The sequence below is a fragment of the Pseudomonas fluorescens genome, assembly GCF_004683905.1.
In the GTDB taxonomy this organism is placed as follows: Bacteria; Pseudomonadota; Gammaproteobacteria; order Pseudomonadales; family Pseudomonadaceae; genus Aquipseudomonas; species Aquipseudomonas putida_A.
In genome coordinates this window covers 3,995,071-4,015,470 of record NZ_CP038438.1, presented here as the reverse complement: position 1 = coordinate 4,015,470, position 20,400 = coordinate 3,995,071, and the positions used below count along the sequence as shown (strand labels likewise).

The 20,400-nt window shown below is 59.8% G+C and carries 20 protein-coding genes and 5 tRNA genes; 16 read left to right on the top strand and 9 right to left on the bottom strand.

Features of this window, described 5'->3' with window-relative positions; translation table 11 throughout:
* The first annotated feature begins 2 nt into the window (after positions 1 to 2).
* The 3 genes from E4T63_RS18420 (at position 3) to E4T63_RS18410 (ending at position 3,057) form a co-directional block, all read left to right on the top strand.
* Positions 3 to 731 (top strand): alpha/beta hydrolase, encoded by a 729-nt coding sequence (locus E4T63_RS18420; protein WP_098964675.1) that lies wholly within the window; start codon positions 3 to 5, stop codon positions 729 to 731.
* Positions 728 to 1,252: a hypothetical protein gene (locus tag E4T63_RS18415; RefSeq protein ID WP_097088632.1), complete on the top strand. Its 525-nt coding sequence runs from the start codon at positions 728 to 730 to the stop codon at positions 1,250 to 1,252. Before E4T63_RS18420 ends, E4T63_RS18415 begins: the two co-directional genes overlap by 4 nt.
* A 236-nt stretch (positions 1,253 to 1,488) precedes the next feature.
* Positions 1,489 to 3,057, top strand: coding sequence for a sensor domain-containing diguanylate cyclase (locus E4T63_RS18410; protein ID WP_135296217.1), 1,569 nt, complete (start codon positions 1,489 to 1,491; stop codon positions 3,055 to 3,057).
* Between the two features lie 92 nt (positions 3,058 to 3,149).
* On the opposite strand, the gene E4T63_RS28605 is transcribed toward E4T63_RS18410, so the two are convergent.
* Together E4T63_RS28605 and E4T63_RS18400 are read right to left on the bottom strand one after the other, a co-directional pair.
* On the bottom strand, positions 3,150 to 3,449 hold the full coding sequence (locus E4T63_RS28605) for a hypothetical protein (RefSeq protein ID WP_098964672.1): 300 nt from the start codon (positions 3,447 to 3,449) through the stop codon (positions 3,150 to 3,152).
* A gap of 89 nt (positions 3,450 to 3,538) precedes the next feature.
* Complete coding sequence (locus E4T63_RS18400) at positions 3,539 to 4,123, bottom strand: GNAT family N-acetyltransferase (protein WP_098964670.1); 585 nt, start codon at positions 4,121 to 4,123, stop codon at positions 3,539 to 3,541.
* A 127-nt stretch (positions 4,124 to 4,250) separates the two neighbouring features.
* Between E4T63_RS18400 and xth the strand changes: the two genes are divergently transcribed.
* Complete coding sequence (gene xth / locus E4T63_RS18395) at positions 4,251 to 5,045, top strand: exodeoxyribonuclease III (protein ID WP_135296216.1); 795 nt, start codon at positions 4,251 to 4,253, stop codon at positions 5,043 to 5,045.
* Between the two features lie 100 nt (positions 5,046 to 5,145).
* On the top strand, positions 5,146 to 5,973 hold the full coding sequence (locus E4T63_RS18390; RefSeq protein ID WP_098964667.1) for an arylamine N-acetyltransferase family protein: 828 nt from the start codon (positions 5,146 to 5,148) through the stop codon (positions 5,971 to 5,973).
* A gap of 2 nt (positions 5,974 to 5,975) precedes the next feature.
* Here E4T63_RS18390 and E4T63_RS18385 read toward each other — a convergent pair whose 3' ends face one another.
* Together E4T63_RS18385 and E4T63_RS18380 are read right to left on the bottom strand one after the other, a co-directional pair.
* The gene (locus tag E4T63_RS18385) at positions 5,976 to 6,308 is read right to left on the bottom strand and encodes a BrnA antitoxin family protein (RefSeq protein ID WP_098964666.1); all 333 of its coding nucleotides are present in this window, start codon (positions 6,306 to 6,308) and stop codon (positions 5,976 to 5,978) included.
* Between the two features lie 3 nt (positions 6,309 to 6,311).
* The gene (locus E4T63_RS18380) at positions 6,312 to 6,596 is read right to left on the bottom strand and encodes a BrnT family toxin (protein WP_098964664.1); all 285 of its coding nucleotides are present in this window, start codon (positions 6,594 to 6,596) and stop codon (positions 6,312 to 6,314) included.
* 253 nt (positions 6,597 to 6,849) lie between these two features.
* On the opposite strand from E4T63_RS18380, the gene E4T63_RS18375 reads away from it, so the two are divergent.
* Positions 6,850 to 8,373 (top strand): nucleobase:cation symporter-2 family protein, encoded by a 1,524-nt coding sequence (locus tag E4T63_RS18375; protein WP_135296215.1) that lies wholly within the window; start codon positions 6,850 to 6,852, stop codon positions 8,371 to 8,373.
* 187 nt (positions 8,374 to 8,560) lie between these two features.
* Here the strand turns inward: E4T63_RS18375 and E4T63_RS18370 are convergent.
* Positions 8,561 to 8,636: transfer RNA gene (locus E4T63_RS18370), tRNA-Asn, on the bottom strand.
* Positions 8,637 to 8,864: 228 nt separating this feature from the next.
* On the opposite strand from E4T63_RS18370, the gene E4T63_RS18365 reads away from it, so the two are divergent.
* On the top strand, positions 8,865 to 9,095 hold the full coding sequence (locus E4T63_RS18365) for a hypothetical protein (RefSeq protein WP_003226459.1): 231 nt from the start codon (positions 8,865 to 8,867) through the stop codon (positions 9,093 to 9,095).
* Here the strand turns inward: E4T63_RS18365 and E4T63_RS18360 are convergent.
* Positions 9,092 to 9,292 (bottom strand): hypothetical protein, encoded by a 201-nt coding sequence (locus E4T63_RS18360; RefSeq protein WP_003226457.1) that lies wholly within the window; start codon positions 9,290 to 9,292, stop codon positions 9,092 to 9,094. The genes E4T63_RS18365 and E4T63_RS18360 overlap by 4 nt on opposite strands.
* A gap of 225 nt (positions 9,293 to 9,517) precedes the next feature.
* Positions 9,518 to 10,714: an amino acid aminotransferase gene (locus tag E4T63_RS18355; protein ID WP_135296214.1), complete on the bottom strand. Its 1,197-nt coding sequence runs from the start codon at positions 10,712 to 10,714 to the stop codon at positions 9,518 to 9,520.
* Positions 10,715 to 11,051: 337 nt separating this feature from the next.
* On the opposite strand from E4T63_RS18355, the gene uvrB reads away from it, so the two are divergent.
* Entirely contained in the window at positions 11,052 to 13,067 is a 2,016-nt protein-coding gene (gene uvrB / locus E4T63_RS18350; RefSeq protein ID WP_007969222.1) for an excinuclease ABC subunit UvrB, read from the top strand.
* 230 nt (positions 13,068 to 13,297) lie between these two features.
* Here uvrB and E4T63_RS18345 read toward each other — a convergent pair whose 3' ends face one another.
* Entirely contained in the window at positions 13,298 to 14,788 is a 1,491-nt protein-coding gene (locus tag E4T63_RS18345; protein WP_209318238.1) for an MDR family MFS transporter, read from the bottom strand.
* Positions 14,789 to 14,837: 49 nt separating this feature from the next.
* Positions 14,838 to 15,887 carry an HlyD family secretion protein gene (locus E4T63_RS18340; protein ID WP_027611523.1) on the bottom strand — a complete coding sequence of 350 codons (1,050 nt, stop codon included), beginning with the start codon at positions 15,885 to 15,887 and terminating at the stop codon, positions 14,838 to 14,840.
* Between the two features lie 229 nt (positions 15,888 to 16,116).
* Between E4T63_RS18340 and gltX the strand changes: the two genes are divergently transcribed.
* From gltX to E4T63_RS18300, 8 genes are all read left to right on the top strand, one after another.
* Positions 16,117 to 17,598, top strand: a complete 1,482-nt coding sequence (gltX, locus tag E4T63_RS18335; protein ID WP_003226448.1) for a glutamate--tRNA ligase — start codon at positions 16,117 to 16,119, stop codon at positions 17,596 to 17,598.
* 203 nt (positions 17,599 to 17,801) lie between these two features.
* Positions 17,802 to 17,877 (top strand) — tRNA-Ala (locus E4T63_RS18330).
* Between the two features lie 79 nt (positions 17,878 to 17,956).
* Positions 17,957 to 18,032 (top strand) — tRNA-Glu (locus E4T63_RS18325).
* A gap of 53 nt (positions 18,033 to 18,085) precedes the next feature.
* A tRNA-Ala gene (locus tag E4T63_RS18320) sits at positions 18,086 to 18,161 on the top strand.
* A gap of 81 nt (positions 18,162 to 18,242) precedes the next feature.
* Positions 18,243 to 18,318 (top strand) — tRNA-Glu (locus E4T63_RS18315).
* Between the two features lie 181 nt (positions 18,319 to 18,499).
* Positions 18,500 to 19,039, top strand: coding sequence for a TetR/AcrR family transcriptional regulator (locus tag E4T63_RS18310; protein WP_007969225.1), 540 nt, complete (start codon positions 18,500 to 18,502; stop codon positions 19,037 to 19,039).
* 30 nt (positions 19,040 to 19,069) lie between these two features.
* Positions 19,070 to 19,903 carry an alpha/beta fold hydrolase gene (locus E4T63_RS18305; RefSeq protein ID WP_096796149.1) on the top strand — a complete coding sequence of 278 codons (834 nt, stop codon included), beginning with the start codon at positions 19,070 to 19,072 and terminating at the stop codon, positions 19,901 to 19,903.
* Positions 19,904 to 19,949: 46 nt separating this feature from the next.
* Positions 19,950 to 20,399 (top strand): acyl-CoA thioesterase, encoded by a 450-nt coding sequence (locus tag E4T63_RS18300; protein WP_098964657.1) that lies wholly within the window; start codon positions 19,950 to 19,952, stop codon positions 20,397 to 20,399.
* Position 20,400: the final 1 nt, after the last annotated feature.

Below are 20,400 nucleotides of genomic sequence, written 5' to 3'. Positions count from 1 at the left end.
GCATGGCCGCTGAAACAGTAACGTGCGCGAAAGGCAACAATTACAAGCTGCACAAGGAACATGCGCTGACGGACAAGAAGGATGTCAGTGACAAGCCTGTGCCGGTGGAGAGTACCAAGGCGATTGTTGTTTTCGTCGGAGGCGCTGGGGATAAGGAACGTTATTATTTTTCGGGGCCTTATGGAAACATCCAAGAGGCACGGAAGGACTTTGATGAGCGCACGACAAGCTTGGCAAAGGAGGGTAAATATAAGTCTGAGTGGCTGGGCTATAACGAAGTCAGAGGAAAACAGGATATTCAGCGACATGTCTTGAGTCTGATCCCCTACAAGAGCTGTCCTGTCTATATCGTGGGTCATAGCCTCGGTGGGTGGAACGGTGCGCATCTGACAAAGATCATGTCGGAATGGGGTTACCGGATTCAGATGCTGATTACCCTTGATCCCGTGGGTGAAGGGGCCTTGGTCTGGTTGGGGTCGGATATTTATCGCGAACGCCCCGATCCAATTGCTGCCGACTGGATCAACATCAAAGCGATGCCAACTAAAAGAGATTCGTCAGATGGGGTCGCTGATTTTGGTGAAAAGTGGCTTATCTCCTGTGGCCCTTCATTGAACGTCAATATAGACACTAATCATGCAAATGCATTGGGGTTGTTTACTGCCCGTATCGCGGGGAGCAAATCGGCAGCCGATATGCTTTTTGACTCAATCATGAAGGATTTTCCATGATGTACAGGGTGCTCATTTGTTGCTTGCTCGCTATTTGCTCAGGTTGTGCGAAAGACCACACAAAGCCTCCCGCAAACCTGAACTTCGAATCTGTGGAAAGAGAAAAGTCGCTGCTATACATCATCCGGTATCAGTCGGACGTTGATGTGTTGGATCTTTTTGATCGCGGGGAGCGAGTTGGGATGATTTCGGGCATGCTTCATTGCGCATTGGCGGATGATCATGATTTCTCAGTAGGCAAAGCCATACAGTTCTCCGCATCCGGTTTGATACGATCGGAAAAAAATGAAAACAACAAGGGAAAGTTTTCCTACCTTACTCGCGCATTCCTCAGTGAAACTTCCAGCAACCGAAGTTCTGAGAGAAATCTTTCAGTAACAGAACTGAATCAACTCCTCGCGAACAAACAACAAATCCCCTGCAAAGTCGTCGTCACCGCGTACGGCTATAAACCCTACTACTCAAACACCATGAACCTGCCAGTCGCGGATCTGCTGCGCGAAATCAACAAACCCCGATAGGCGTAATCGGTGCCCCACGCGATCGCCCTGCGCAGATACGCGAGGGCGATCACCCGCAAAACCACCACTGAAAATAAATCGACGTGCGGAGGTCATCCAAATCCCTTGCGCGCCGATACAGCGGGGCAGGCGTGTGTTGGCGGGGCGGGTTTGCTGTGCGCACCCCGCTGGGCTACGCTCATGAAAAGTAAGGGTTTCGGGCTGCGGCCCCTGTCGTACCTGCCCAGGACACGTTTTTGCCAATCCCCATTCACGACCCGCATCAGACTCCCGGCACGCTTAAACGCCTGCCGCTGCGCAAGGCGGCAGCGCTGTTCATCGTTGCGGTGTGTCTGTGCCTGTCTGGCTTGCTCTATCTGCAACTGGAGCAGACACGGCGTCAGGACCTGGCGAACGCGCAGATCGCTTCCACCAACCTGACCCGAGCCATGGCGCAGCAGGCGGAAGACACGTTTCTGGCCGCCGACCTTGTGCTCACCAGTCTTGCCGATTGGGTTGAGGACGATGGTTATGGCGCCGCGCAGCGACCACGTCTGCAAAAAACCTTCGCGCGTCGGGTGCAGCAACTGGAGCAGTTGCACGGCATGTTCCTCTTCGATCGCGAGGGCCAGTGGGTGATCACCTCGTTCCCGGACCTGCCCCGTGGCAATGGCGTCGCCGACCGCGAGTACTTCAGGTTTCACCAGCAGAACGCTTCTACCGTGGCGCACATCGGCCCGGCGATTCGCAGCCGCGAGAATGGCGAGTGGATCATCCCGATCTCGAAACGCATCAACGACCGCGCCGGCAATTTCCAGGGCGTGCTGATGGCCGGGATCAAGATGGCGTACTTCGACCGGTTCTTCAAAAGCTTCAGCCTCGATGACAACGGCATCATGTTTCTCGGACTCAAGGACGGCACGTTGCTGGCGCGGCGACCGTTCGACGAAGGCCTGATCGGTTCGTCGCTGGCGCAAGGCAGGATCTACCAGAAGCTGCTGCCCGAAGCCCCGGCCGGCACTGCGATGATCAAGTCGGTGGTCGACGGCGTGGTGCGCTTGTACGGCTACCGCCAGTTGGCGGCTTACCCGCTGGTGGTAGCGTCCGCCTCTTCGCGCGACACGATTCTCAAGGGTTGGTATGAGCGGGCCTTTCAGTCCAGCGTGATTGTGGCGCTGGTGATTCTTGGCGTCGGCCTGTTCGGCTGGGTGTTCATTCATCAGGTGCGTGACGGCGAGCGAATCGAGAGAAACCTGCGCAAGGCACAGCGCACACTGGAGCAGATCGCGACCCACGACAGCCTGACGGGGCTGGCGAATCGGCGCCTGTTCGAGCGTTCGCTGGAGATTGAGTTTGCCCGCGGTGCCCGACAGTCGAGTCCGGTCGGCCTGATCATGCTCGATATCGATTTCTTCAAGCGCTACAACGATGCCTACGGGCACGTGGCAGGGGATCACTGCCTGACTCAGGTGGCGCAGGTGTTGAAGAATTGCTCTCAACGCAAGTCTGACCTGGCGGTGCGTTACGGTGGCGAAGAGTTCGCGGTGTTGCTGCCGGATACCGACATCAACGGCGTGCTGGCGATTGCCGGGCAGATTCGCCGCAGCGTGATGGATAAACGCATTACTCACAGCGGTTCGCCCACCGGTTACCTGACGGTGAGTCTGGGCTGCTACTCATTTATTCCGAGCGGCAATGACAGCCTCGAAGTGTTTATCCAGCGTGCTGATGCGGCGCTGTATCAGGCAAAAAATGCCGGACGCAATCGCGCGGCGGTGTTGTCGCTGGAGGAGGGTGTTGCCGAGTTGATGCGGTCGGATCGCTAAAGCCTCCGCGCTTGATCTGTGGCGAGGAATCGGATTCCAGCGCCACAGATTCATGCCTTCATGCCGGATCACCAGCGGTCACGCTTATTCGTTCAGCTGCCTGTGCCACCACCGGCACCGCCGGTTCCGCCGCCGGCCGAACCGGTGCCGCCCCCCGCTCCCGATCCAGAACCCATGGTGCCACTGTTGGTGCCGGTACCCTTGCCGGCGCCATCGGTACTGTCACCGTTTTTCGGAGCACCGGGGGTGCTGTTGGGTGGCATGTTGGTGCCGCTTGTAGCACCGGATTTGGTGCCGGAGGCATCCGCCCCGTCATTGGCGGCAAAGGCGCCGACCGAGGCGGTGGTCAGCAGCCCGGCGAGCAACAGGGAAGTCAGTTTGCGCGTTTTCATGGTACGTCTCCAGAAAGGCTCGGTTACCTGACTTTGGTCTGACGCTTTCACCCGTTGGTGCCGATTGGCTGACGAGCGGTTGTCGAACCTCAGCCTCGATCCTCAGCCAGCCTCTGCTCCAGCGCCTGCCGCACCTGCGGCCATTCGTCATCGATGATGCTGAAACGCACCGAGTTACGCTTGCGGCCGTCGGGCATGATCCGCTCGTGGCGCACGATGCCTTCCTGTTGCGCTCCGAGGCGCAGAATCGCGTTGCGCGACTTCTGGTTGTTCTCGTCGGTGGTGAACTGCACTCGCACGCAGTCGAGCACCTCGAAGGCGTGACGCAACATCAGGTATTTGGCTTCGGTGTTGACGAAGGATTTCTGCCAGCGCGCGGAGATCCAGCTGCTGCCGATTTCCAGCTTGCGATTGAGCGGATCGATCTTCCAGAACCGGGTCGAGCCGATCACTTCGCCGCTATCCTTCAACACGATCACAAACGGCATGACCGTGCCGGCATCACGGCCGTCGAGGGCTTTTTTCAGATAGCTGTCGATGGTGCTCGCCGACGGCACCACAGTGACGGTGAGGTTCCACAGTTCGCCGTCGGCGGCAGCGCGGAGCAGGGCGTCGGCGTCGCTGTACTGAAGTGGACGCAGGAGGATGCGCGGGCCTTGCAGCGTGGTGAGCATGGAGGCGAGTCTCGGCAGTTCGGGGCAGTGACGAGCGCCTATTACGCCGCAGCCGGTTGATCCGATGCAACCACCGCCGTTAGCACAGGGTCACAAATTTCACACCTTGTTCGCCGGAGCCTGGACGATGAAAAACCTGCGGATCGCCACATTCAACGTCAACGGCCTGCGCGCACGCTTGCCGAACCTGCTGCAGTGGCTCAAGCGCGAGCAACCGGACATCGCTTGCCTGCAAGAGCTCAAGTCAGTCGACAGTGCATTCCCGGCCGCCGAACTGGAAGCCGCCGGCTACGGCGCAATCTGGCACGGGCAGGCGTCGTGGAACGGCGTGGCGATTCTCGCTCGCGATGCGCAGCCGCTGGAGAGTCGCCGCGGTCTGCCGGGCGATCCCGAGGACAAGCACAGCCGTTATCTGGAGGCGGCGGTGCACGGTGTGTTGGTCGGCTGCCTGTACCTGCCCAATGGCAACCCGCAACCGGGGCCGAAGTTCGACTACAAACTGGCCTGGTTCGAACGCTTGATCCGCTACGCCAAGGATTTGCAAAGCAGTGATCATCCGGTGGTGCTGGCCGGCGATTACAACGTGGTGCCCACTGACATGGACATCTACAACACCCGTTCCTGGCTCAAGGATGCGCTGCTGCAACCCGAAAGCCGCGAGTGTTATCAACGACTGCTTGATCAAGGCTGGACTGATTCGCTGCGCCATCTGTATCCCGACGATCGCCTCTACACCTTCTGGGATTACTTTCGCCAGCATTGGCAAACCAACTCCGGTCTGCGCATCGATCATCTGCTGCTCAACCCGGCACTCAGTCCGTATCTGCACGAAGCCGGGGTCGACGCCTGGGTGCGCAACGAACAGCACGCCAGCGATCATGCGCCGACCTGGATTCGCATCGGTTCGCGCAAGCGTCGGTAGCGCTGATTGGCGAAATCAATTGTCGGAGTCGGGGCTCGATCCCGTATACATGTCGGCCAGCGGCGCAACGATCCGCGGCCACATGCAAAAGGACTGAGCAATGAGCGAGCCACGTCTGGCGAATCCGACGTTGTACCTGCAACACCTGGGGTTCGACATCCCACCGCCCCCCACACTGACAACCCTGCGGCAGTTGCAGTTGCGCCACACCGGCGTCTTTCCCTTCGAGAACCTGTCGACGATCACTGGCGCGCCGGTGCTGATCGATCTGGCCTCGGTCGAACAAAAGGTTCTCCACGGTGGCCGGGGTGGTTACTGCTACGAACTGAACAATCTGTTTCTGGCGTTATTGCTGGAGCTGGGCTTCGACGCCCGTGGCATCTCCGGGCGTGTGGTGCTGGCGCAACCCGAAGGCACGTGGACGGCGCGTACCCACCGCTTGAGCCTGGTAATCATCGATGGCGAGCGCTACATCACCGACGTCGGCTTTGGCGGTATGGTGCCGACCGCGCCGCTGCTGCTCGATACCGAGGCTGAACAGGCGACGCCGCACGAGTCCTATCGCATCGAGAAACAGGCCGATGGTTACATGCTGCGCGCCAATGTCGCCGGCGAATGGCGCGCGATGTACCTGTTTGATCTGCAACGCCAGGAAGACATCGATTACACGCTCGGCAACTGGTACGTCTCGACCCATCCCGAGTCACCGTTTGCTCAGCGGTTGATGGTTGCGCGCACCGGCGATGGTTGGCGGCGGACCCTGAACAACGGCAGCTTCGCGATTCATCACATGGGCGCCGACAGCGAGCGGCGCGAGGTGGCGGATGTCGATGAACTGCTTGAAGTGCTGGAGCAGGAATTCGGCCTGCGCGTGCCTGACCAGCCGCATGTGCGCCAGTCGCTGGCGCGGATGCTTGTACCGGCCTGATCTCAGGGCTTGGCCTCCGGTTCCAGTACCCGGCGGATTTCCCCGACCGCCGCCGACAGCTTTTTTTCCAGACTCTTGAGGTCGGCGGCGGTGATGCCTTTCTTGAATTGCCCGGAGTGGTGCGGCTCGACGTCCTGCGTTTTGCTGCCAGCCTCCAGCAGGGTATGGCGCAGAGTGTTGTTGATCACCGTCTGATAACCGAACCCTTCGTTTTCCGCCACGCTGCGGGCGGCTTCGATGACGGCGTCATCGAGCATGATGGTGATGCGGGTCTTGCCCTTGGCGGGCGCCAAGGCACCGCGCTTGCCGTGCGAGAAATCGTATTCGTCTTTCATTGATCAAGCCTCCAGAAAATATGCGCGACGTTCGCTCGGTGTGGCGACACGTGCAGAAATGATTCGTACGACGTTGGCCTCGCGATAACTGTACGCAACCACCAGCAAGCGCCCTTTGCCGTCGAGGCCGAGGGTGATCCAGCGCTGTTCGTCATGGTCGTTGTCCTCGATCGTCAGCGCGCGTTCGTCGTGAAAGACCGGCTCGGTCTCGGCAAGGCTGACGCCCCTGTGCTTGAGTTTGTTGGCTGCGTTCTTGCTTTTGTCGTACTGAGTTTCGAATGACTTCATTATGCATACTTTATATGTATAAAAAAGAGCGCCGGTGCACCGCTGGTCGCCATGAACACTTCAGCCTAGTGCGATAAAAACCGGGGGCAGGAGGGGATGTGTTGCCGGATTTGTGGGAGATGGAGGTGGCGAGATAGAAGCTTGGGTGGCTACCTATCCATTATGTGACTGACAAGTTGTATACAACTCTATGGACATTTGTCCCGAGTATTGAATACAGTGTGCGCATAACAAAAAACAGGGAACCCCCCACATGAAAACGCCCCATGTTTCACACCAACGGCCCGAGGACGAAAATCTCGGGGTCGGCGCGAATATGGCTTACGGCCTGCAACATGTTCTGACCATGTACGGCGGTATCGTTGCGGTGCCACTGATCATCGGCCAGGCGGCCGGGCTGTCGCCGGCGGACATTGGTCTGTTGATTGCTGCTTCATTGTTTGCGGGGGGGCTGGCGACACTGCTGCAAACCCTGGGTCTACCGTTTTTTGGCTGTCAGTTGCCGCTGGTGCAGGGCGTGTCGTTCTCCGGTGTGGCGACCATGGTCGCGATTGTCAGCAGTGGCGGGGAGGGCGGCTTCCAGTCGGTGCTGGGCGCGGTGATTGCCGCATCGTTGATCGGCTTGCTGATCACCCCGGTGTTCTCGCGAATCACCAAGTTTTTCCCTCCACTGGTCACCGGCATCGTGATCACTACCATCGGCCTGACGCTGATGCCGGTGGCTGCGCGCTGGGCCATGGGTGGCAACAGCCACGCGCCGGACTTCGGCAGCATGCAGAACATCGGTCTGGCGGCGGTGACGCTGGTGCTGGTGTTGCTGCTGAGCAAGGTCGGCAGTTCGACCATCTCGCGCCTGTCGATCCTGTTGGCCATGGTGATCGGCACGATTCTGGCGGTGTTCCTCGGCATGGCCGATTTCTCCAGTGTCACCCAAGGGCCGATGTTCGGCTTCCCGACGCCGTTCCACTTTGGCATGCCGACCTTCCACTTCGCCGCGATCCTGTCGATGTGCATCGTGGTCATGGTGACCCTGGTGGAAACCTCGGCGGACATTCTGGCGGTCGGTGAGATCATCGGCACCAAGGTCGACTCCAAACGCCTGGGCAACGGTCTGCGCGCGGACATGCTGTCGAGCATGTTTGCCCCTATCTTCGGTTCGTTCACCCAGAGCGCCTTCGCGCAGAACGTCGGGCTGGTGGCGGTGACCGGGATCAAGAGCCGTTTCGTGGTGGCCACAGGCGGTATCTTCCTGGTGATTCTCGGTCTGCTGCCGTTCATGGGCCGGGTGATCGCAGCAGTGCCGACGTCGGTGCTGGGCGGCGCCGGTATCGTGCTGTTCGGGACGGTGGCGGCGAGCGGGATTCGCACGTTGTCGAAGGTCGATTACCGCAACAACGTCAACCTGATCATCGTCGCCACCTCGATCGGCTTCGGCATGATCCCGATTGCCGCGCCGAACTTCTACGATCATTTCCCGAGCTGGTTCGCGACCATTTTCCATTCGGGCATCAGCTCCTCGGCGATCATGGCGATCGTGCTCAACCTGACCTTCAACCACTTCACCGCCGGCAACTCGGACCAGCAGTCGGTTTTCGCCGCAGCGGAAGAGCGCACCCTGCGTTATCGCGACCTGGCGGCGCTGCGGGAAGGCGATTACTTCAGCGACGGCAAGCTGCGCGATTGCGATGGCAAGGAAGTGCCGGTGATCGAGCCTGATGAACACGATCATGGGCATGGCGCGCCGAAGACCCAGATGAAGAGCAGCGAGCATGTTTGAGCGCTAAATGGATGAAAAAAGGCCGATCTGTTGTGAGACAGATCGGCCTTTTTGGTTTGAAGAGCAAAAGATCGCAGCCTGCGGCAGCTCCTACAGGGGATCGGAGCTACCGCAGGTTGCGATCTTTTGACTTTTCGAGCGTCCACAAAAAAGCCCCTGAATCTTTCGATTCAGGGGCTTTGCTATTTGGCTCCACAACCTGGACTCGAACCAGGGACCCAATGATTAACAGTCATTTGCTCTACCAACTGAGCTATTGCGGAATTGGTGCGTATGTTACTGATTCAAAAAGAGAAGTCAAGCGTCGGGCGTAAATTTTCTGCGTTCGGCAGGACGGGCGGTGTTTTGTCAGCGATTGGCGGTTACCAGAACCGCCTCACAGGTCTACCATGGTTGCCCGGAAGTGGTGACACGCGCTGCCGGCCATTTGCCGAAAAGGTACGCGCCATGACTCGAACCGTTGTTGTTTCCCTTTCACGCGAGGTGTTCGTATGAGCGTCACGCAGATCAGCCTGCCTAAAGGCGTCGGCCCGCACGCCGAGAAACTCTTCGATGCGATTACCCAGGCCAGCACCGCTGAGGAGTTGAACCGTGCTGGCGGCAAGGCCGAAGGGTTCGTGCTCGGCCTGGAAAGCACCAAGGCAATCAAAAGTCAGATCGCCGAATCGCTGTACGTCGCCTATGACGATGCGGCCAGTCAACGTGCGACGGAACTGGCTTAACCGCCGAAAGTGATGGTGCCGAGCATCAGTTTGGCATAAGCCGCGGTGGCGGCCAGTTGCACCAGCCACAGGGCCAGGCCGCCGAGGAAGACGCCCGCTGCGACTTGCAGCACCAGGCTTTTGTCGCGTTTGGCCGTGGTGCGGGGGATGAAGTCATCCAGGTCGTCTCGGTCGGCGCGCAGGTTGTCGTTTTTCATAGGTGTTCTCGCAAAACTCTGAGGTGTACACAAAACCTGTGGGAGCGGGCTTGCTCGCGAAGGCGTCGGCCCAGCCATTATTGTTGTCGCCTGATGCACCGCTTTCGCGAGCAAGCCCGCTCCCACAATGGAACCTGTGTGCAGTCTAGAGGGTTCGGATAGTTTTCCGGGACAAATAAAAAACGGGAAGCCCCAAGGCTTCCCGTTTTTCATGGCAAAGCGAAATCAGATGACCTGAACGATCGCATCCGTGACCGCTTTGATGTTGCTCTGGTTCAGTGCCGCGACGCAGATGCGGCCGGTGTCCAGGGCGTAGATGCCGAACTCGTTGCGCAGGCGGTGCACCTGTTCGGTGGTCAGGCCGGAGTAGGAGAACATGCCGCGCTGACGGCCGACGAAGCTGAAGTCACGCTGCGGGGCTTTTTCCGCCAGCAGGGCGACCATCTGCTCGCGCATGCCGCGAATGCGCAGGCGCATTTCTGCCAGTTCCGCTTCCCACTGGGCGCGCAGTTCCGGGCTGTTCAACACAGCGGCGACGATGCTTGCACCGTGGGTCGGCGGGTTGGAGTAGTTGGTGCGGATCACACGCTTGACCTGCGACAGCACGCGCGCGCTTTCTTCTTTCGATTCGCTGACGATCGACAGGGCACCAACGCGCTCGCCGTACAGCGAGAACGACTTGGAGAACGAGCTCGAAACGAAGAAAGTCAGGCCCGATTCAGCGAACAGACGCACAGCCGCGGCGTCTTCGTCGATGCCGTCGCCGAAACCCTGGTAAGCCATGTCGAGGAACGGTACGTGACCTTTGGCCTTGACCACGTCCAGCACGTTTTTCCAGTCGGCCGGGGTCAGATCGACGCCGGTCGGGTTGTGGCAGCAGGCGTGCAACACAACGATCGAGCCGTTCGGCAGGGCGTTGAAGTCGTCGAGCATGCCGGCACGGTTCACGTCGTGGGTGGCGGCGTCGTAGTAACGGTAGTTCTGCACCGGGAAGCCAGCGGTTTCGAACAGCGCGCGGTGGTTTTCCCAGCTCGGGTCGCTGATCGCCACGACGGCGTTCGGCAGCAGTTGCTTGAGGAAGTCGGCACCGATTTTCAGCGCGCCGGTACCGCCGACCGCCTGAGTGGTGACGATGCGACCGGCAGCGATCAGCGGCGAGTCGTTACCGAACAGCAGCTTTTGCACGGCCTGGTCATAGGCGGCGATGCCGTCGATCGGCAGGTAGCCACGGGAGGCGTGCTGGGCAGCGCGAATGGTTTCGGCTTCGATCACCGCGCGCAGCAGGGGAATTCGCCCCTCTTCGTTGCAGTAAACACCTACACCCAGGTTGACCTTGGTGGTCCGGGTATCGGCGTTGAATGCTTCGTTGAGGCCCAGGATTGGATCGCGGGGTGCCATTTCGACAGCGGAGAACAGGCTCATTATTACGGCGGCTCTGAATGGAGAGTGGAGGGACGTGTCGCGCTCCAGCCGAATGCACTAGAGCGGTGCACAAACGGGGAGCTAGTATAGAGGCCATCACTGAGCAATGGCGACAGGCGATTCAGCTTTTCCGGCAAGTTTTTCCGATTATTTCTTGACCGTTAGTCGATTGACTCTGTCAGAGACTTTACCGGATGTAGGACGTTTGCCTTGAAAGGCGAGGCAATCGGCTCCACATTGAGCACAATCTTCGTTTTTCCTTGGGCGACAACGGTCGTTTGCGGTCATCCCCGCGGCTCGGCTGTTTTCTGCGCGAGCCGCGATCCCAGAGGTGTGTATGTCCGAATTCCAGCTAGTCACCCGCTTCGAGCCCGCCGGCGATCAGCCTGAAGCGATCCGCCAATTGGTCGAGGGCATCGAGGCTGGGCTGGCGCACCAGACGCTGCTCGGTGTGACCGGCTCGGGCAAGACCTTCAGCATCGCCAATGTCATCTCGCAGGTACAGCGCCCGACGCTGGTGCTGGCGCCGAACAAGACCCTCGCCGCGCAGCTGTATGGTGAGTTCAAGGCGTTCTTCCCGAACAACGCGGTCGAGTATTTCGTTTCCTACTACGACTACTACCAGCCCGAAGCCTATGTGCCGTCGTCCGACACCTTCATCGAGAAGGACGCGTCGATCAACGACCACATCGAGCAGATGCGCCTGTCCGCGACCAAGGCGTTGCTCGAGCGCAAGGACGCGATCATCGTCACCACGGTGTCGTGCATCTACGGTCTGGGTAGCCCGGAAACCTATTTGAAGATGGTGCTGCACGTCGATCGCGGCGACAAACTCGATCAGCGCGCCTTGCTGCGGCGTCTGGCCGATCTGCAGTACACCCGCAATGACATGGATTTTGCCCGCGCGACTTTCCGCGTGCGCGGCGACGTGATCGACATCTATCCGGCGGAGTCCGATCTGGAAGCGATCCGCATCGAACTGTTCGATGACGAGGTCGAGAGCATCTCCGCGTTCGACCCGCTCACCGGCGAAGTCATCCGCAAGATGCCGCGCTTCACCTTCTACCCGAAGAGTCACTACGTGACGCCGCGCGAGACCCTGCTCGACGCCATCGAACACATCAAAGTCGAATTGCAGGAACGCCTCGAATACCTGCGCAGCAACAACAAACTGGTCGAGGCCCAGCGCCTCGAACAGCGCACCCGTTTCGACCTGGAAATGATCCTCGAACTGGGTTACTGCAACGGCATCGAAAACTACTCGCGCTACCTGTCCGGACGTCCGGCCGGTGCCGCGCCGCCGACGCTGTATGACTATCTGCCGGCCGACGCCTTGCTGGTGATCGACGAGTCTCACGTCAGCGTGCCGCAAGTCGGCGCGATGTATAAGGGTGACCGTTCGCGTAAAGAAACCCTGGTCGAATACGGCTTCCGCCTGCCGTCGGCGCTGGACAACCGGCCGATGCGTTTTGACGAGTGGGAAGGGGTCAGCCCGCAGACCATTTTCGTCTCGGCGACGCCGGGCAACTACGAGGCCGAGCATGCCGGGCGCGTGGTTGAGCAAGTGGTGCGTCCGACCGGTCTGGTCGACCCGCAGGTTGAAGTGCGTCCGGCGCTGACCCAGGTTGATGACCTGCTCTCGGAAATCACCAAACGGGTGGCGGTCGAGGAGCGGGTGCTGGTCACCACGCTGACCAAACGCATGGCCGAAGACCTCACCGATTACCTCGCCGACCACGGCGTGCGCGTGCGTTATCTGCACTCGGACATCGACACCGTCGAGCGGGTCGAGATTATCCGCGACCTGCGTCTGGGCACCTTCGACGTACTGGTGGGGATCAACCTGCTGCGCGAGGGTCTGGACATGCCGGAGGTGTCGCTGGTGGCGATTCTCGACGCGGACAAGGAAGGCTTCCTGCGTTCCGAGCGCTCGCTGATCCAGACCATCGGCCGGGCCGCGCGTAACCTCAATGGCCGGGCGATTCTCTACGCTGATCGCATCACTGGCTCGATGGAGCGGGCGATTGGCGAGACCGAGCGTCGTCGCGACAAGCAGATCGCCTTCAACCTGGAAAACGGCATCACGCCGAAGGGTGTGTTCAAGGACGTCGCCGACATCATGGAAGGCGCCACCGTGCCCGGTTCGCGCAGCAAGAAGCGCAAGGGCATGGCCAAGGCTGCCGAAGAAAACGCCAAGTACGAAGCCGAACTGCGCTCACCGAGCGAAATCACCAAACGTATTCGCGCGCTGGAAGAGAAGATGTACCAGTTGGCGCGGGATCTGGAGTTCGAAGCGGCGGCGCAGATGCGCGATGAGATTGCCAAACTGCGTGAGCGGCTTTTGGCTGTCTGAAGATTTGCAGTGTTTGGTCGGGCCTCTTCGCGAGCAAGCTCGCTCCCACAGGGATTGATGGTGTACACAAAATGTGTGATCACCAAAGAAGCCTGTGATAGCTGACTTGGCCCCATCGCTGGCAAGCCAGCTCCCACAAGGATTGATGGTGTACACAAAATGTGTGATCACCAAAGAAACTTGTGGGAGCGGGCTTGCTCGCGAAGAGGCCAGTGCAGACACCACAAAAATCAGTGAGCTTCCCCAGCCTTCAACCCCGCCGGCAATTTCCTGGTCAGCAAAATCGCCAGCATGCTGATCCCCAACGCAATCCCGACAAAGTGAAACGCGTCGTTGTAGGCCATGATCAGCGCCTGCTGATGCACGATCTCGCTCATCTTGCCCAGCGCCGCGGTGTCGCTGCCAAACCGGTCGGTCATTGAGGCCATACGTTCGGCCACTTGCGGGTTGGTCGGCACAATCGACTCACGCAAATAATCGAAGTAGGTCTTGGTGCGTGCATCCAATAGCGTAGCGAGCAGGGCGATGCCGATCGCACCGCCGAGGTTGCGCAGGATGTTGAACAGACTCGATGCCGACCCTGCGTCCTGCGGCAGGATGTACGCCGTGGCGATCAGCGAAATGGTCACCATGATCAGCGGCTGACCCAGCGCCCGGATGATCTGGATCTGATTGAACTGCGGCCCGGCGAAATCCGGGTTGAGCACCCCCGAAGAAAAACTCGCCAGCCCGAACAACCCGAAGCCCAGGGTGCACAGCCATTTCGGCGAAACGAACTTCATCAGCTTCGGCACCAGCGGAATCAGGAACAGCTGCGGCACGCCCATCCACATGATCACTTCGCCGATTTGCAGGGCGTTGTAATTCTGGATCTGCGCCAGGTACAGCGGCAGCAGATAAATCGAGCCATACAAGCCGACGCCCATGCCCAGGCTGGAAATGCTCGACAGGCCGAAGTTGCGATTGCGCAGGATGCCGAGGTTGATCAGCGGATTGGGTTTGGAAATCTGCACGATGACGAAGGTGATCAGGCTCAGCAGGGCAATGCTGCCCAAGGTCACGATCAGGTTCGATTCGAGCCAGTCCTTGCGATGGCCCTCTTCAAGAAAAACCTGCAGACAACCGAGGCCGACACCCAGCGTGAGAATTCCGGTGTAGTCGGTGCTTTTCAGCAGTTCCCAGTGCGCTTCCTTCTTTTCCAGCCCGTACATCAGCCCGGCGATCATGATCAGCCCCGGCGGGATGTTGATGTAGAAAATGTATTCCCAGCCCCAGTTTTCCGTGAGCCAGCCGCCCAGTGTCGGGCCGATGGACGGGGCGAAGGTCGCGGTCATGGCGAACATCGCCATGCCTTTGGCGCGGTGGTGTTCGGGGAGTTTGATCAGGGTCAGGGTGAACGCCAGCGGGATCAGCGCGCCGCCGGTGAAGCCCTGCATGGCGCGAAAGACGATCATGCTTTCGAGGCTCCAGGCCATCGAGCACAGCAGCGATGACACCAGGAAACCCAGCGACACCCATACCGCCAGGCGCCGTGCCGAGAGCAACTGCACCAGCCACGCGGTCAGCGGGATCATGATGATTTCCGCGACCAGATACGAGGTGGAAATCCACGAGCCTTCTTCCAGCGTCGCCGACAGTGCGCCCTGAATATCCTTGAGCGAAGAGTTGGTGATCTGAATATCGAGCACCGCCATGAACGCGCCAAGCATCACGCTCATCACCGCAATCCAGTCCCGCCGGGTCGGTTCGCCAACGGGGCGGATCAGCGAATCACCGGCCATTGTCTGGAGCGTCTTTGATATTCACGGTGGCGGTGACCGACATGCCCGGGCGGATCTTGCCATGCAACGGGTTATCGGCCTTGAAGGTCAGCTTTACCGGAATCCGCTGCACGACTTTGGTGAAGTTGCCGGTGGCGTTGTCTGGCGGCAACAGGCTGAACTGCGCACCGGAGGCGGCGAACAGGCTGTCGACTCGCGCTTCGATCGGCGTGTCGCTGTAGGCATCGAAGGTCAGCTCAGCTTTCTGTCCGGGCTGCATGTGGCCGATCTGGGTTTCCTTGAAGTTGGCCTGCACCCAGATGTCTTCATCGGGAACGATCGACAGCAGATAGGCGCCGGCCTGCACCACCTGGCCATTGCGTGCGGCACGCTGGCCGACCATGCCGCTGATCGGCGCGTGGATTTCGCTGCGGGTCAGGTTGAGCTCGGCTTGCGCCAGATCGGCGCGGGCGTTGGCAATCTGTGCGTCGAGGCGTTTGATCTCGGCCGTCAGTGCATTGACTTGCTGGCGCTGGCTCTGCGCATCGGCCTGGGCCTTGGCCACTTGCGAGCGGGCGATATGGGCGTCAGCGGAGAGGGTGGTCACTCGTTCTTCGGAAACGTAGCCGGGTTTGCGCAGGGTTTCAGCACGCGATAAATCCATCTGCGAGCGGCCAAGGGTGGCTTGGGTGGTCGCTACCTGCGCGTCGCTGGCGGCGATCAGGCTCGATTGCTGCGTCAATTTGCTTTGTGCCTGCAAACGCTCGGCTTCGCGGGTGGCGAGGGCGGCATTGGCGCGGTCGACCGCGAGGCGGAAATCATTGGGTTCAAGGCGCACCAGCAACTGGCCTTTTTCCACGTGCTGGTTGTCCTGCACCAGCACTTCGTCGATGCGCGCACTCAACTGGCTGGAGACGCGGGTGATCTCGCCCTGGACATAGGCGTTATCGGTGCTTTCATAAAAACGGCCCTTGAAAAACCAATGGGCGAAGAAGCCCCCGGCAATCAACAGCACCAGGAGCAGGAAAATAAACAGACGACGCTTGAGTTGGGCAGGCATGAGGCAAACTGTAGTCGAGGAATTGTAAGGAAAGTTATCTGCGGCTGAATCTGGCATACCGCCGATAAACGGTAAATGCCAATGGCTGATATTCGGGCCGTCACCACGGTCTATGGGCGTTACAGACGCAAACTTGGCTTAAATGCCCTGCCCGCTGGAGCGGGGCGGGTGTCGCCTGTTACCATTCGCCGCTTGATTGTTTTGCTTTTCATTCTTTTCGAGACATGCCATGACCACCGTCCGCACTCGCATCGCGCCATCGCCTACCGGGGACCCCCACGTAGGTACCGCTTACATCGCATTGTTCAACTACTGCTTTGCCAAGCAGCATGGCGGTGAGTTCATCCTGCGCATCGAAGACACCGACCAGTTGCGTTCGACCCGCGAGTCCGAACAGCAGATCTTCGACGCCCTGCGCTGGCTGGGGATCGACTGGAGCGAAGGCCCGGACGTTGGCGGCCCGCACGGCCCGTACCGGCAGAGCGAGCGTGGCGATATCTATCAGAAGTATTGCCAGCAACTGGTCGACATGGGCCACGCGTTCCCGTGCTTCTGCACCGCTGAAGAGCTGGACCAGATGCGCGCCGAACAAATGGCGCGCGGCGAGACCCCGCGCTACGACGGCCGCGCGCTGCTGCTGTCGAAGGAAGAAGTCGCCGCCCGTCTGGCCGCCGGCGAACCGCACGTGATCCGCATGAAAGTGCCGACCGAAGGCGTCTGCGTGGTGCCGGACATGCTGCGTGGCGATGTCGAGATCCCGTGGGATCGCATGGACATGCAAGTGCTGATGAAGACCGACGGCTTGCCGACGTACTTCCTCGCCAACGTGGTCGACGACCACCTGATGGGCATCACCCACGTGCTGCGCGGCGAAGAATGGCTGCCATCGGCGCCGAAACTGATTCTGCTGTACGAATACTTCGGCTGGGAGCAGCCGGAGCTGTGCTACATGCCGCTGCTGCGTAACCCGGACAAGAGCAAGCTGTCCAAGCGCAAGAACCCGACCTCGGTGACGTTCTACGAGCGCATGGGCTTCATGCCGGAGGCGATGCTCAACTACCTCGGTCGCATGGGCTGGTCGATGCCGGACGAGCGCGAGAAGTTCTCGCTGCAGGAAATGGTCGACAACTTCGACCTAAAGCGCGTGTCCCTCGGCGGGCCGATCTTCGACATCGAGAAACTGTCGTGGCTCAACGGCCAGTGGCTGCGTGACCTGCCGGTGGAAGAGTTCGCCGCACGCGTGCAGAAGTGGGCGTTCAATTCCGAGTACATGATGAAGATCGCACCGCTGGTGCAGGGGCGCGTGGAAACCTTCAGCCAGGTTGCACCGCTGGGCGGCTTCTTCTTTGCCGGTGGCGTGAACCCGGATGCCAAGCTGTTCGAATCGAAAAAGCTTTCCGGTGATCAGGTGCGTCAGCTGATGCAGTTGATCCTGTGGAAGCTGGAAAGCCTGCGTCAGTGGGAGAAGGACAGCATCACCGCGACGATTCAGGCGGTGGTCGAATCCCTCGAGCTGAAGCTGCGCGATGCGATGCCGCTGATGTTTGCCGCGATTACCGGGCAGGCGAGTTCGGTATCGGTGCTCGATGCGATGGAAATCCTCGGCCCGGATCTGACCCGTTTCCGTCTGCGCCAGGCGATTGACTTGCTGGGTGGCGTGTCGAAGAAAGAAAACAAAGAGTGGGAAAAGCTGCTGGGCGCGATTGCTTAAGCACGTCTGACTCTGCGGTTACCGCCGAAGGCCGGGATCGTTTGATTCCGGCCTTCGGCGTTTTTCCCCCGGATTTTCGGGGGGAGGGCGGTAAGTGATTGTTATGCCGACAAAAAACTTTTAAATTTTTCAAAAATAAGTTTGACAGGCTTTCGATACGCCCTTAAGATTCGCCCCGTCCTCAGCGATGACATCAACGATGAGGGGCTATAGCTCAGCTGGGAGAGCGCTTGCATGGCATGCAAGAGGTCGACGGTTCGATCCCGTCTAGCTCCACCAATTTACACTTCGAAGCCTGGCCACACCGGCTCCGAAGCGATCAGCACTCAGCGTTGATCAGTTGTATAGAAGGGTTTGCGTCCCCTTCGTCTAGTGGCCTAGGACACCGCCCTTTCACGGCGGTAACAGGGGTTCGAGTCCCCTAGGGGACGCCAGTTTTACAGAAGCGATGTTGCAAGATGTCGCTCCGCCGCGAGGCGAAAAATCCGGGGCTATAGCTCAGCTGGGAGAGCGCCTGCATGGCATGCAGGAGGTCAGCGGTTCGATCCCGCTTAGCTCCACCAATTTTACAGTTCAAGGTCTGGCCACACCGGCCTTGAATCAGATCAGATCTCAGCACTGATCAGCTGTATAGAAGGGTTTGTGTCCCCTTCGTCTAGTGGCCTAGGACACCGCCCTTTCACGGCGGTAACAGGGGTTCGAGTCCCCTAGGGGACGCCACGATTACCCGCTCTGCGGGATTTATAAGGGTCATTCAATTATTGAATGGCCCTTTTGTTTGTCTGGCGTTTGGCCAACTCTCCTTTTTCCTTACACTGTGCTTCAGACCAGCGGTCATATCCTCGACTTGCGGAATATTATTATGCGAATAATATTCTAGTCGTAATATTCGGAGGCAACGATGAACGATAAAAAAGCTCAAACCCGCGAACGCATCCTCAAGGCGGCCAGCGCCGCACTGATGCAGCGTGGCCCGGCGGATCCCAGCGTGGGCGAAGTGATGGGCGCCGCCGGCCTGACCGTCGGTGGTTTCTACGCGCACTTCGAAAGCAAGGACGCGATGATGCTCGAGGCGTTCAAGCAACTGCTCAGCCGTCGACGCGACCTGATTGCCGACATGGATTCCGAGCTGACCGGCGAAGAGCGTCGCGCCTTGGTCGCTGCGTTCTACCTGTCGCGCAAGCATCGCGATTCCAGCGATGCCGCGTGCCCGATTCCGGCTTCCATCGGCGAACTGGGGCGTCTGCCGGAATCCTTCCGCATCGCACTGAACGAGCACCTGGAACTGATGATTGCGCAGTTGGCGTCCAGCCCCGAGGACACCGACAAGGCGTTGGCTGATGTGGCGTTGATGGTGGGTGGTCTGGCGCTGGCACGTGCGCTGGGCCCGGGCGATTTATCCGATCGATTGCTGCGCGCTGCCAAGTCGGCGGTGCGTTGACCTGAAGGCAACACGCCTGAGGAGAAAGCGATGAACACGTTGAAGTGGGTTCGTGGCGTTAATGGCACCTTGGGCTGGATTGCACCGCAACGAGTAGCAAGCAAAATGCGTCAGGCGTTCATGACGCCGCGCACGTTGCCACTGCGCGATTGGGAGCTGCCGCTGCTGGCGAGTGCCGAACGCATCACGCTGCGCTTCGGCCTGTCGGCGCTGCGTTGGGGGCAGGGGCCGGCGGTGCTGTTGATGCACGGTTGGGAAGGGCGGCCCACCCAGTTTGCGGCATTGATCACGGCGCTGGTTGAGGCCGGTTACACCGTCGTTGCCCTCGATGGCCCGGCCCATGGTCGCTCACCGGGGCGTGAAGCCAACGTCGTACTGTTCGCCCGCGCCATGCTCGAAGCGGCCGCCGAACTGCCACCGTTGCAAGCCGTCATCGGCCACTCCATGGGCGGCGCCAGTGCCATGCTCGCGGTGCAACTGGGCCTGCGCACCGAAACCCTGGTCAGCATCGCAGCCCCCGCACGGATCCTCGGCGTGCTGCGCGGTTTTGCCCGCTATGTCGGCATGCCACCGCGGGCCCGATCGGCGTTCATCCGCCAGGTCGAGCAGGACGTTGGCATGCGCGCCGCGACCCTTGATGTCGCGCACTATCAACTGGATATGCCGGGCCTGATCGTGCATGCCGAGGACGACACCTTTGTCTCGGTCAAGGAATCGCAATTGATCCACGAATCCTGGTTCGACAGTCGCCTGCTGCGCCTGGAAAGCGGCGGCCACCAGCGGGTGCTGGCCGACCCTCGGGTGGTTGATGGTGTGTTATCACTGTTGGCGGGGCGCAGCCTTCAAGCGCGGCAATCGGCCTGACATCCGTTACACTGCCCCGGTTGAATCATCTGACCGGGAGTGGGGCATGGGCTGGGATCGGGCAACGCCGTTCACCATTGATCTGCAAGTAGGCGCCGAGGACATCGACGGGCTGGGCCACGCGAACAACGCGGTGTACGTGACCTGGCTCGAACGCTGCGCCTGGCGCCACTCGCAGCGTCTGGGGCTGGACCTGGTCGAGTACCGGCGCCTGGATCGGGCGATGGCCGTGGTGCGTCACGAAATCGATTACCTGGCGGCTGCCTACGAAGGCGACGAGCTGCAACTGGCGACCTGGATCGTCGATTGGGATCAGCGCCTGAAAATGACCCGGCACTTCCAGCTGATCCGCCCCAGCGACAACGCCACCCTGCTGCGTGCCCAGACCACATTCGTCTGCATCGAACTGTCCAGCGGCAAGCCCAAGCGCATGCCGGCGGAGTTCATCGAGGGTTATGGCCCGGCGATCCAAAATCCAGAAACAGCCCAAATCTAAA